This window comes from Coriobacteriia bacterium, assembly GCA_013336165.1.
In the GTDB taxonomy this organism is placed as follows: domain Bacteria; phylum Actinomycetota; class Coriobacteriia; order Anaerosomatales; family JAAXUF01; genus JAAXUF01.
On record JAAXUF010000001.1, the window covers coordinates 177,016 to 188,784 of the forward strand.

Below are 11,769 nucleotides of genomic sequence, written 5' to 3' on the forward strand. Positions count from 1 at the left end.
TCAGTACGTTACTGGCGCTGCGAGAGCTTCCCCTGGAGACGGTCACGGCCACGCTGGACGGCGGTGAGCAGCTTACCGAGGTTCACCTCAAGGTTCGCCATCATCTCGTCAGCGTAGTCTTCGGCGCCGAGACGAATCTCACGCTCTTGGGTACGGGCCTTGTCGAGAATGTCGGCGGCTTGCGACTCCGCAAGCCGAACGACTTCCTGTTCGCTTGCAATCGAGTGCGCCCGGTCACGAGCCTCTTCCAGAATGCGGTTGGCTTCTTTCTCGGCTTCTTCCAGCATCTCCTGGCGCTCCTTGACGATCCAGCGCGCCTGCTTGAGTTCGTCGGGGAACTGAGCCCGGATCTCGTCAATGATCTCGTAGACCTTGTCCGGGTCGACCATCTTGTTGCTCGTGAAAGGTACTCCACGCGCGTTGTCAATTGTCTCTTCGAACCGGTCGATCAGGGCCATGATATCCATCAGACTGCCTCCCTAGCAGGTGCTTTTCATCTTCCGGGCGAGTGCGTCGCATACCACATCAGGAACCAAGCCACGAACAGACCCGCAGTGCGCTGCAATTTCCTTCACTGCTGAGGAGCTCAGGAACATGAACTCCGGAATAGCCATGATGAACATTGTCTCAATCTCCGAGTTCAGACGCCAATTGAGTGCGGACATCTGAAACTCGCGCTCGAAGTCGGTCATGGCCCGCAGACCCTTGATGATAACCGAAGCATTCATCTCTCGAGCAAAATCTACCAACAGCGTATCAAAAGATATGACCGAAACGTTAGGAAGATGAGCGGTTGCCGCCCTAATGAGCGCAACACGTTCTTCTGCGGTGAAGAGAGGGCCGCTTCCTTTGCCTTCCGAATGCGCGACTCCAACAACCAGCTCATCGAACAGCGGCGCGGCTCTTTCGATGATATCAAGGTGGCCGGAGGTCACAGGGTCGAACGTGCCGGGCACGATGCCACGTTTCACGACGCTCCTGTCCCCTTCTCATAGACGGCTATGTCGACTTCGGTAGTACCATACCTCTTACGCCATTCGAGTTGGAAATCTTGCGCCCATAGAGGCTCGATCCCAACCGCATGTTCGAAAACGACGACGGCCCCATCTTGGATTCGACCATGCATCGCCAGTGCCGAAAGCAACCCAGCGACTACTTCCTGCCCAAGTCTATACGGCGGGTCGAGTAGAAGCAATGTGAATGGTCCACCCGGAATTGCGTTTCGTGTCGCCAAACCAATCGCGTCACCTGCAACGATGCATGCGCGAGTTCCGACTCCCAATACCGTCACATTCGACCGAACCGTCATCACGGCTGCGGAATCGAGTTCCACAAAGGTTGCGGAGGCGCACCCGCGCGACAGTGCCTCTAGGCCCAGAGCCCCGCTGCCCGCGAACGCGTCCAGAACCGCCCCTCCGGCAAGGCCGGGTCCCAGTCGGGAGGTCAGTGCCGAGAACACCGCCTCTCTGACTCTATCCGAGGTGGGTCTTGTAGTGTCCTGCCCGCGGGGAGCCTCCAGGTGGCGTCCGCGCAGACTTCCCGAAATGATCCTCATCCGCTGCTCACCCACTCCCACGCCGAGGAGAAGACGCGACGGACCTCTTCGCGCAGTGGGGCATGCGCGGGCAGCACAAGATGAGGATCCTTCTCGACGATCGCACGGGCATCGGCTCTGGCCTGTTCGATGAGCTCCCCGTCCGCTATGACCGACGCGAGCTTCAGAGCCGGAAGCCCGTGCTGCTGGTCGCCGAGGATATGGCCTTCTCCGCGCAACTTCAAGTCCAGCTCAGCGAGTTCAAAGCCGTCTTCGGTCGCCATGATCGCGTTCATACGCTCTTGGCTATCCTGGTTGCGCGGATCGGCGACGAGATACACGCATCCCGAATAGGCGCCACGTCCGACACGCCCTCGGAGCTGGTGAAGCTGCGCCAAGCCAAACCGGTCGGCGTCTTCCACCATCATGACGGTCGCATTGGGGACATCGACGCCAACCTCAATCACCGTGGTTGCTACAAGCACGTCAATCTCGCCGCTGCGAAACTCGTGCATTGTCTTGAGCTTGTCCGATGACCGCATCCTGCCGGTGAGAAGACCGATCCTGAGTTCGGGAAAGACCTGACTTCGGAGACGCTCCACCTCAACTTTCGCGGCCTTGGCTTCGGCTGCTTCCGACTCTTCGACAAGCGCGCAGACGACATACGCCTGCCGGCCTTCTCTGACGGCCGTCCGGATGGCGTCGTATGCCTTCTGACGCTCTCTGGGACGCACCAAGGCGGTCGTCACACCAGAGCACGCATTGGGCCGTATGCGGAGGTAGGAGGTCTCCAGATCGCCGTAGAGGGTCAGCGCCAGCGACCGGGGAATGGGGGTAGCGGTCATTACCAGCAAGTCTGTCGCTGTCCCTTTCTCGCGCAGGCCAAGTCTCTGGTTCACACCGAAACGATGCTGCTCATCAACGATCGCAAGGCTGAGCCGATCAAAGACCACGCTTTCTTCCAGCAGTGCGTGAGTCCCAAACAGCACTTGTACCGCGCCTTCGGCGACTCGGCCGAGAATCTCCCGCTTCTTGGCTGCAGGCGTAGATCCGGTGAGCAGCCCCCACGATACTCCGGATGAGTCGAGCAGAGGCCCGATGGCGCTAGCGTACTGCGTGGCGAGTACTTCTGTTGGAGCCATCATCGCGGATTGTGCGCCCGTGTCGGCTGACGCGACCAGGGCATGGGCCGCCACAAGGGTCTTGCCGGTCCCCACGTCCCCAAGCAGAAGTCGGTTCATAGGGTGAGGAGACACCATGTCGTCATGGATCTCAGCGATCGCGCGCGCTTGGTCCTTGGTCAGAGTGAACGGGAGTGCCGCCTCAAGCGCTCTGAGATGAGGTCCACCGACGATATGTGCGGTTCCTGTGCGTTCGCGCGTGAGTGCATGTCGGCGTATCGCCGTATACAGCTGCAGCAGGAGGATTTCGTCGTATGCCAACCGCGTACGAGCTTCCGTGATGGAAGCGAGATGCTCGGGGAACTGGATTTCCCTGAGCGCAGAGCCTAGCGGCATCAAGCATCGCGCTTCACGCAGTGCGGAAGGCAGATGGTCCGGAATGCCGCAGTAGTCGTCGACAGCTGCGGCGACGAGTCTCCTAAGCCAGTTGGTGCTCAGTGCTTCCGTCGCCCGGTGAACAGGAAGGATGCGACCCAAGCTGGTGATCACTCCGTCTTGCTCCGTCGGAAGCTTTTCGACAAACGGCGTCTTGATCTGTTTGAACCCGTAGTCGAGTTCAACTTTCCCGGCAAAAGCAACCCTGTCTCCCGGTGCAAACCTGCGTTCCACGTATGGTTGATTGAACCAGACGCCGAGCAACACTCCGGTGCCGTCGACAATGCCTATTTCAGTGATGGTCAGGCGAGGCCGAGGCTTCTTGATCCGGATTTCGTGTACGCGCCCAACGACGGTCACCTCGGCTCCAACCTTGACCTCTCGGAGGCTCGCAACCGTACTGAGATCGAGATAGCGCATGGGATAGTGGCGGATGAGATCGCCGACCGTGTTGACACCCATGCTGCGCAAGGCCTTCGCCCGCGCCGCGTCAACGAAGCGAGCGCTCTCTATCGGCGATGCGTGAGCGGCCAGCCGAGTACACCTGTCCGGAGAGTGGTGTACTGGGGTTTCGGACACCTTGTGACTAGCCGACAGGATAATAGGCGGCGCCGACAGTGCGTTGGCCGGTATGGACTCCGATCACGGAACCGATGAGGCCGTGGGAGTCATATTCCACATCAGCGCCGGCGGCGGTGATCGCATCCTCGAGTTCCTGCGCCGAATCGTCGCAGCAGCCGTGGAGCATCGCCACCCTCATGTGGCCGTTGGCCTTGGAGTCTTCCGCTATGTGCTGTGCCAGTGCCGCTATGGCTTGCGGTCGGCCGCGAACTTTCTTGAATGGCTCGATGATGCCGTCCGAATTTACGCGCAGAACAGGTTTGATGTTCAACAGCGCCGCTGCCAGCCCTGCCGCCTTTCCAGCGCGACCGCCTTTCACGAGGTTATCGAGGGTGTCGAGCACGAAGAAGAGGCGAGTTGAGCGGGCTACTTTCAGTGCGACAGCCTCGATTTCCTCGGCGGTCTTGCCTTGAGAGCGCGCTTCCACCGCAGCTTTGACGACCAGACCTGTAGCCTGAGATGCCAACTTCGAGTCGACGATCCTCACCGGAACGGAGGCGGTCTCGGCGGCCAGCATTGCGGACTCGAACGTGCCTGAGAACGTCGAAGAAATCGTTATGACGACGATCTCCTCAGCACCATTAGCGACTTCGCGACCGTAGGCGGCGGTGAAGTCCGCTGGTGAAGGCTGCGAAGTCGTAGGCAACTTCGCCGAAGCGGCCAGCCGCTCGTAGAACTGCGTCGGCACCATCTCAATCCAGTCGCGGTAGCCTTCATCTCCGAAATGCACGATGAGGGGGACCATCGTCACATCCATCGCGGCTAGCTGGTCAGGGCCAAGATCACACGTGCTGTCCGTAACAAGTCCGACTTTCGGCATTGCTGCTCCTCTTTTGTTCGTGTGCGAAACGACTATTCGGCGGCCAGAATGACCGGGTAGAGGGGCTGGCCACCACGATGCGTCTCAATATCCACATCGGGATAGGCCTTGCCGAGTTCTTCTGCGAGTGCCTCAAGGTCAGGATCGGACAGATCCTCTCCTGCAAGTACAGTGAGTGTCTCGGCTCCATCGGCGAGAAGCACGCCGGCCAAACGCACAGACACCTCGCCGACCGCTGATCCTATGATCTCGATCTCGTGTTCGCTGATGCCGATGATGTCACCGGTCTTGATGTCCCCTGCCTTGCCTTTGGCGTCTTTGACGGCCGTAGTGACCTCGCCGCTTCGGACTCCCTCGGCAGCCTCCGTCATCGCTGAGGCCAAAACATCCAAGTCCTGTCCGCCATCAACAGCAAGCATCGCCGAGAATGATTGCGGCACCGAGGTGGTAGGAACCACCACCGTCGGCCTCGACGCGACCGAAGCCGCCGCGTTGGCCGCCATCACGATGTTCTTGTTGTTCGGAAGTACGATGACCTTGTCCGCATGTACGGACTCAATAGCCTCAAGAAGCTCCTGTGTGGACGGATTCATGGTTTGACCGCCGCTGACGACGACGTCTGCGCCCAAGGAATGCAGTATTTCCGCTAGACCGTCACCGGCTGCCACGGCCACAAAGCCAATCGGTTTCGCCGGAGCCGTGCGCTTGGCGGCCAATGCCGCCGCATTCTCCGCTTTGAGGCCGCGATCACGGGCCTCGGTCTGGCGGCGCATGTTGTTGACGTGAACCTCGGCAACCTCGCCGAGTACCGTCATGTACTGCAGAACAGCACCAGGGTTGTTCGTGTGAACGTGGACTTTGTATTCTCCGTCGCTGCCGACGACGAGCTCGCTACCACCTTGCGAGGACACGTACTCCTCGATCAGTGCCGGATCAACGTTATCGCCATACAGCAGGAATTCCGTGCAGTACAGGTATTCGCTGTCATCCCAATCGTCCACGGGCACGACACCCATGAGGGGAGCCGAGGCCGACGACACGTCTTCGATATGTACCGCTGCCCCCAAAGCCCCGGCCACAAACCCTTCGATCAGAATGGCCAGCCCAAAACCACCGGCGTCGACAACCCCGCTTTCCTTCAAGACGGGGAGCAGTTCGGGAGTGCGACGAACGGACTCAAACGCCGCCGCGCTGATGCGTGTGAGGGCATCGGCAATGGGAGCGCCGTCATTTGCCGCCCGTCGAGCCGCTTCCGCAGTGTCACGAAGAACAGTCAGGATCGTACCTTCAACCGGTTTACGCACAGCCTGAAACGCAACAACAACCGAGCGCTCAAGAGCCTTGGCGACCGCTTCTGCGTCGAATTCGGTGGCGCCTTCAGCGCCTTCGCAAAGCCCCCGCAGAATCTGGCTCAATATGACCCCCGAGTTGCCTCGGGCCCCCATGAGCGATCCATGTGTGATGGCTTGCGCGATGGTGTGGAGGTTCGCGTCGTCACCCAGTTTGCCGACCTCGGCTACGACGACATCCATTGTGAGCGACATGTTGGTTCCCGTGTCACCATCGGGAACCGGAAACACATTCAGCCGGTTCACTTCCTCTTTGCGCTCTTTGAGAGTCTGCGCAGCAGAGGATACCAGGCCGACGTACAGAGATACGGTCATAGGAGCTGCTCCGGATTCGTATTACTGGTTGCGGACCTTAACACCCTGCACGTGCACGTCTACAACGACAACCTTAAGGTCGGCCGTGTCAGTCAACACGTATCGAACGCGATTTGCAAGGTTATGCGACACCTCGGCCAGATTGGTGCCGAATTCGATGATGACGTACAGGTCGACTGCAACGCCATCCTCGGTTGGCGAAACCCTGACGCCGCGACGCAGCTTCTGCGCCGGGAGGAGCTGTGCTACACCGTCGCGCAGGGACGGGCTTGCCATTCCGACGATGCCATAGCTTTCCAGAGCTGCATATCCTGCCAAGTCTGCAAGCACATCGTTCGCAATGTTCACACTGCCGGAGATTGGCTTTGGCATGTCACTCCTCCTCCGTGGAACCGGCATTTAGCGCGTTCAGATCCGCAAGCAGGCTCTCGACCGACACCTCATGCATGCTTGCAACCGCTGCAACAGTCTCCATGCCAGAGGCTAGGCATGAGGGACAGCCGAGACCGTGATCTATGAACACGTCGGCAGCTCCTGGGCAAGCCCTGAGTACGTCGCTGATGAGCATGTCCGGCGTAATCGTGTTCACTGTCTGCATCGCCCACCCTGGTCAGCCGGCTGATCAATGTCGCGCAGGCATCAGTATAGCCGAGAATTGCATCATAGCCGGGGAGAACATGCCCCGAAGACGTTCTTGTCGCGGCAATACGGCGTGTGATAGCATTACCTGCGTTTTTCCATTGAACAGTCCGAGGGATCAACAGATCTCTTACATGCAAGAGGAGCGTATCCGATGTCACAAGTTTGTGCAGTCTGCGGGAAGCACCCGGTTGCCGGCCGCAACGTCAGCCACTCCCACCGCGTGACCAACCGTGTCTTCAAGCCCAATATCCAGAGGGTCACGGCAGTCATCGAGGGGCACGTGAAGAAGGTCAACGTGTGCACCAAGTGCATGAAGGCCGGCAAAGTAACCCGCGCGTAGCGTTTGCTGCGAGGATCGCCTGAAGGCCGCCCTTGGGCGGCCTTCTTCGTTTTGCATCGATCGAGATATCAGCGGTTCAAAGACGCTCTCGGACTATTCGCCTAGGTTCAACACCGCAACGAAATGTTCAACTATGTCGGGGTCGAATTGCCTGCCGGCTTGAGCCCGCAGCTCGGATATCGCGCTCGCGCGATTCAGTGTTGCACGGTACGGCCGGTCGGAAGTCATAGCCACATATGCGTCGACAACGGCTAGTGTTCGCGCTCCGAGAGGTATGTCTGTTCCGGACAATCCGGCCGTATACCCCGCTCCGTCGTATCGTTCGTGATGGTGGGACACGATCGGCACAACGGCATGGAGTGCCGGCATTCTCGCGAGTACGTCTCCGGCAATCGCAGGGTGCATCTTGAGCATCCCCCACTCAACTGTAGATAGCGGCCGATTGGATACGGTTACGGCTTCACCCGCCGCCAACATGCCTACATCGCGCAACATGGCAGCAATGCGCAATGCCTCCAGATCCGCATCGGAGAAGCCCATAGCTTCTCCCAATAGCATTGAAAGCCCGATGACCTTCTCAGTTCCTCGATGCGAATAGGGATCCTTGGATTCCAGTGCCAGCACAAGTGCTTCAAGCGTCTGAAGGTACATCTCCCGCGCCGAATCCATCGACCAGGCGTTTCTCAGCGCGCTTGCCGCTGCTCGTCCGAGTGTCTCGAGCGCATCTACGTGATGGGGCATGAAGCCAGCCCCGAAGTCCGCCGATCCCACGTTGATGACACCGAGGCTACCTTGATCGTCACGAATCGGAACACTCATGGCGGAGCGCACGCCGCGCCGCGAGTTCCGGAGCGCATCTCCGTTTAGATCTTCAATGACGAGCCCGTGACCACTGGCGAGCACCCAGCCTGAGATCCCTTCGCCCTCGGCGACTTCCGTAGATGCGACGACGTCCTCAGGAAGACCCTCGGAAAACAGTATGCGCATTCGCGTATTGTCAGCGTCGAGAAGCATGACGCTCCCAGTCTGCGCATGGCTAAGCCGCATTGCGGTATGCAGTGCCTCGCGAACTACTCCATCGGCGGACTTCGCCTGCGTCAGTGAACTGCCGGCTTCAAGCATGATTCGAGATATCGTCAGATCAACTCGGGCAACGTGAAGAGCCAACGCCGCCGTCAACGAGCCTCGAAAACGTGCCGCGATCATGGTGAGAACCTCAGAGTCCGGTCGGGTGGCACACGTCATGTCCACCACAGCCACTCCCCGAACCTCCGGGGTATCGAGCGGAATCACGAACTGCCAAACCTTTCGGCATTCGTTCGCACAGAGAGCGTCGTCGGCTTCCTCGAGCTTCGACATGCCGGTAGTCAGGGCGTCACCCAGAAGCGTCCCTGTGGTTGAAACCGGCAGCAAACCGCATGCGGCGTCGCCTTCGGTGATCACCAACCGCAGCGTACTTGAGTAGCTGTCCTCAATCCATAAGTGCGCCGCGCAAGCGTCTTGGACCTTTCGGACGCTCGCGAGCAACGCACGCAACACGTCGACCGGCTCGACGCCTCGGGGTGCGCTGAGATCAACCCGGTCAAACGCCGAGGTAGAAGATGTTGTTTGCCTGGAAACGAGAGCCTCCCCCACATTGATATTGAATGACACGCAGCTTCATATCATGCCGTAGTAGACACTGACTACTCTTCAGTGGCACGCCCTTGGCCATCGATAGCAGACGATATCACGATGAGCGTGCCACTCTGCACGCTCACACATGCAGTATCGGCTTGGTTGATCACATTACTTAGTCCCAAAGTCGAATCCGGTGCAATCTCATGCTCAGCCAACGGCCACTTCACGCCGGTGACAGACACTGTGGCCGGTCCGCCAAACGCAACAAGTGAGATGATACTGCCCGTGCCACAGAGATGCAGATTCTCCCGTCCGCCGGGGGTCAGGATCCAGATGGCGGTGGCGCGCTCAAGGAGCCGAGGACGCAGATCCGCGCCATGAACTAGCGCCGACAAGCCGAGGAGTTCGTGATCGGCACGCCCTCCCCATCCCCCGGTCACGGTTGCCCTCTTGGCTCCCATGGAACGCGCCTGATTAAGCGCCAGCACAAGATCGCTCTCGTCCTTGTCGGCGGGCAGCTGCACCAATTGGGTGCCTGCCATTTCCAGAGCGATCTTGTCGGCGGGGGTAATTGAATCCAGGTCGCCGATGAGAGTGTGAGGCACGATGCCTGCACGCAAACACAGGTTTCCGCCGCCATCAACGGCGATGACGACATCCTCTTGCGCGGCGAGTTCTGCGACCCACTCAGGATCCGGCGCTGCCGGCGATGCGCATACCAAGAGGACGTTCACTGCCCTACCCTTTCGCGGATGATGACCCGGTTGGCACTGCACGCTCAAGAACCGGAAGCACTACTGCTGCGACGATGATGGACCCTATCAGTGAAGGCGCCAAGTAGCTGAGATTGTAGACAACGGAGTAGAGCCAGACAGGCTGATCGGCCGGCGCATAAGCTGCGAAGAAAAGTACCCCTGAGACCCAGTGGGAAGCGAATCGGGCAACTCCCCCGGCGAGCATCGCGAGTACCGCGAGAGCAGACGCCTTCAGCGGGGACAAGGCAATCAGTCGCTTGTATGTTGTTGCCCAAAGCCCGCTGAGACCGACCAGAGCGAATGCAATCGGGTAGTCTAGGAGAACCTGTGCCCAGAATACGATGTAGGGCTCGACGAGCAGATCGACGGTGCCCCAGATTGCCCCGGCAACAAGCCCCACTGCAGGCCCTCGGCGCAAAGCGATTATGAAGAGAGGTACCATCGCGAGCGAAATCTCGCCGCCGGCGATATTGATGGGCAGCCTGAAACGCAGCATGTTCAGAACCGCACACAGAGCAACCGTCAGTGCGATTTCAACTAAGGTGCGGATTCGTTCAGATCTCATCGTATCCTGTCCTTCTCCTGGGCCCATGACGAGAGCCGAAAAGGCCAGACAGGGAGACGTCGCAAGAAAACGTCGTACCATCGTGCGGCTCCGCATTATCGGAGCCGTCCTTTCGGTCGCGGCGCGTACGCCGCCTCTCAGCCGCCTTTCCAAGCAGCTCCCGACACGGTATGTGATTATCTTCACGCATTCTCGCCCAGAGGACGCAAGTTCGCAAGCGCTCTCGGTTGTGCGCTCGCCCAAACCGCGAGTATCCTGCATTCTCACGCAACTACTTGCCGAGCCGAAAGGAGCGCCCGTACCAATGACCCGCTACGATTATCGCTGCACCGCTTGTGCCGAGTCGTTCGAAATCAGCAAGCCGATGGGCAAGACTGACGACGAACAGTGCCCGGTATGCGGTGCATCAGCAAAGCGCATCTATTCTGCCGCCGCAATCGCATTCAAAGGTTCCGGGTTCCATAACACGGACTACAGATCTCAGCCCAAGGACGGCCAAAGCCACTCGGATTCCGCCCCCGGCTGCCCCGCCGAGAGCGGGACAGGATCCTGCGCGTCATGCCCGGCGGCGACTGGCTGATCTGCTTCACCGAAGCACACAGACGGCCTCCCCATGAGTTATGGGGAGGCCGTCTCATTCCTATGACCCTTGGGCGGGGCAGGGATTCTGCTTATTGTTAGTCCATCCGTACCCAGAACTTCTCGGTTCCGGTGCGAAACACCGTATCTACGAAGCGGACCGTCCTGCTGCTGGCATCCATCGCCACTGAGTGCGTGCGTGCGCCAGAACCGAAATACCGCACGCCGCGCAGCATCTCACCGTCCGTCACGCCGGTTGCAATGAAAGCGGCCTCGTCGGTATTGACGAGAGTGTCCATGGTAAGGATTCCGTCCAAGTGAGGGGTACCCATTTCGACGGCACGAGCCCTCTCTTCATCACTGCGCCACTCAAAGCGGCCCATGAAGCAGCCGCCAATGCATTTCATCGCCGCACACGCGAGAACACCTTCCGGGGCAGCACCGGTTCCAAGGTACAGGTGGATTCCGGTGCCCTCGATAGCGGTGGCAACAGCGCCGAAGACATCTCCGTCCGAGATCAGCCTGATGCGTGCTCCCGTTCGGCGCACCTCGGCGATCAGATCAATGTGCCGCTCCCGCTCAAGGATGCAGACGACCAGGTCCCCAACATCGCGCTTGAGCGCGTTGGCGACGGCATTGATGTTCTCCGTGGGAGTGGCATCGATGTGAACTGCATCAGCTGCTTCAGGTCCGACTGCGATCTTCTTCATGTAGGTGTCCGGCGCATGAAGCAACGTACCGTGAGGGGCGAAAGCCAGAACAGCAAGAGAGTTCGACTGGCCGTAGGCCGTCAGGTTTGTTCCCTCGAGCGGGTCAACAGCGATATCGATGAGCTCGCCGCCTTTTCCGACCTTCTCGCCGATATAGAGCATCGGGGCTTCATCGCGCTCACCTTCGCCGATTACGATCGTTCCGTCGATCTCAACGGAGTTGAACGCTGCTCGCATTCCCTCCACAGCGGCATCATCTGCAGCGTGCTTGTCGCCCTTCCCCATCCAACGACCGGCAGCCAAGGCCGCAGCCTCGGTCACTTCCATCATTTCCATGACACGAGTAGCGCGCATGTTTCCTCC

Annotated in this window: 14 protein-coding genes; 2 read left to right on the top strand and 12 right to left on the bottom strand. The window is 59.4% G+C overall.

Going from position 1 to position 11,769, the window contains the following annotated elements; translation table 11 throughout:
- Positions 1-8: 8 nt before the first annotated feature.
- The 8 genes from HGA39_00870 to HGA39_00905 are packed head-to-tail and all read right to left on the bottom strand — an operon-like array spanning position 9 to position 6,793.
- Entirely contained in the window at positions 9-467 is a 459-nt protein-coding gene (locus HGA39_00870; GenBank protein NTW27910.1) for an ATP synthase F0 subunit B, read from the bottom strand.
- Positions 468-479: 12 nt separating this feature from the next.
- Positions 480-971: a pantetheine-phosphate adenylyltransferase gene (gene coaD / locus HGA39_00875; GenBank protein ID NTW27911.1), complete on the bottom strand. Its 492-nt coding sequence runs from the start codon at positions 969-971 to the stop codon at positions 480-482.
- A complete protein-coding gene (gene rsmD / locus HGA39_00880; GenBank protein NTW27912.1) occupies positions 968-1,555 on the bottom strand; it encodes a 16S rRNA (guanine(966)-N(2))-methyltransferase RsmD in 588 nt (195 codons plus the stop codon). Before rsmD ends, coaD begins: the two co-directional genes overlap by 4 nt.
- On the bottom strand, positions 1,552-3,669 hold the full coding sequence (recG, locus tag HGA39_00885; GenBank protein NTW27913.1) for an ATP-dependent DNA helicase RecG: 2,118 nt from the start codon (positions 3,667-3,669) through the stop codon (positions 1,552-1,554). The genes rsmD and recG overlap by 4 nt, the downstream gene beginning before the upstream one ends.
- 7 nt (positions 3,670-3,676) lie before the next feature.
- Complete coding sequence (locus HGA39_00890; GenBank protein NTW27914.1) at positions 3,677-4,531, bottom strand: DegV family protein; 855 nt, start codon at positions 4,529-4,531, stop codon at positions 3,677-3,679.
- A 32-nt stretch (positions 4,532-4,563) separates the two neighbouring features.
- The gene (locus HGA39_00895) at positions 4,564-6,195 is read right to left on the bottom strand and encodes a DAK2 domain-containing protein (protein ID NTW27915.1); all 1,632 of its coding nucleotides are present in this window, start codon (positions 6,193-6,195) and stop codon (positions 4,564-4,566) included.
- Positions 6,196-6,216: 21 nt separating this feature from the next.
- Positions 6,217-6,567, bottom strand: a complete 351-nt coding sequence (locus HGA39_00900; protein NTW27916.1) for an Asp23/Gls24 family envelope stress response protein — start codon at positions 6,565-6,567, stop codon at positions 6,217-6,219.
- Position 6,568: 1 nt separating this feature from the next.
- Entirely contained in the window at positions 6,569-6,793 is a 225-nt protein-coding gene (locus HGA39_00905; protein NTW27917.1) for a DUF1858 domain-containing protein, read from the bottom strand.
- 195 nt (positions 6,794-6,988) lie between these two features.
- On the opposite strand from HGA39_00905, the gene HGA39_00910 reads away from it, so the two are divergent.
- The gene (locus HGA39_00910; GenBank protein NTW27918.1) at positions 6,989-7,177 is read left to right on the top strand and encodes a 50S ribosomal protein L28; all 189 of its coding nucleotides are present in this window, start codon (positions 6,989-6,991) and stop codon (positions 7,175-7,177) included.
- 93 nt (positions 7,178-7,270) lie between these two features.
- Here the strand turns inward: HGA39_00910 and HGA39_00915 are convergent, their stop codons facing one another.
- From HGA39_00915 to thiT, 3 genes are read right to left on the bottom strand one after another with little or no spacing between them, the layout of a single operon-like run.
- A complete protein-coding gene (locus HGA39_00915; protein ID NTW27919.1) occupies positions 7,271-8,830 on the bottom strand; it encodes a GAF domain-containing protein in 1,560 nt (519 codons plus the stop codon).
- A gap of 32 nt (positions 8,831-8,862) precedes the next feature.
- Positions 8,863-9,531, bottom strand: coding sequence for a thiamine diphosphokinase (locus HGA39_00920; GenBank protein NTW27920.1), 669 nt, complete (start codon positions 9,529-9,531; stop codon positions 8,863-8,865).
- A 4-nt stretch (positions 9,532-9,535) separates the two neighbouring features.
- On the bottom strand, positions 9,536-10,117 hold the full coding sequence (gene thiT, locus HGA39_00925; GenBank protein ID NTW27921.1) for an energy-coupled thiamine transporter ThiT: 582 nt from the start codon (positions 10,115-10,117) through the stop codon (positions 9,536-9,538).
- A 304-nt stretch (positions 10,118-10,421) separates the two neighbouring features.
- On the opposite strand from thiT, the gene HGA39_00930 reads away from it, so the two are divergent.
- Positions 10,422-10,697 carry an FmdB family transcriptional regulator gene (locus tag HGA39_00930; GenBank protein NTW27922.1) on the top strand — a complete coding sequence of 92 codons (276 nt, stop codon included), beginning with the start codon at positions 10,422-10,424 and terminating at the stop codon, positions 10,695-10,697.
- A 97-nt stretch (positions 10,698-10,794) separates the two neighbouring features.
- Here HGA39_00930 and glpX read toward each other — a convergent pair whose 3' ends face one another.
- Entirely contained in the window at positions 10,795-11,760 is a 966-nt protein-coding gene (gene glpX / locus HGA39_00935; GenBank protein ID NTW27923.1) for a class II fructose-bisphosphatase, read from the bottom strand.
- Positions 11,761-11,769 lie beyond the last annotated feature (9 nt).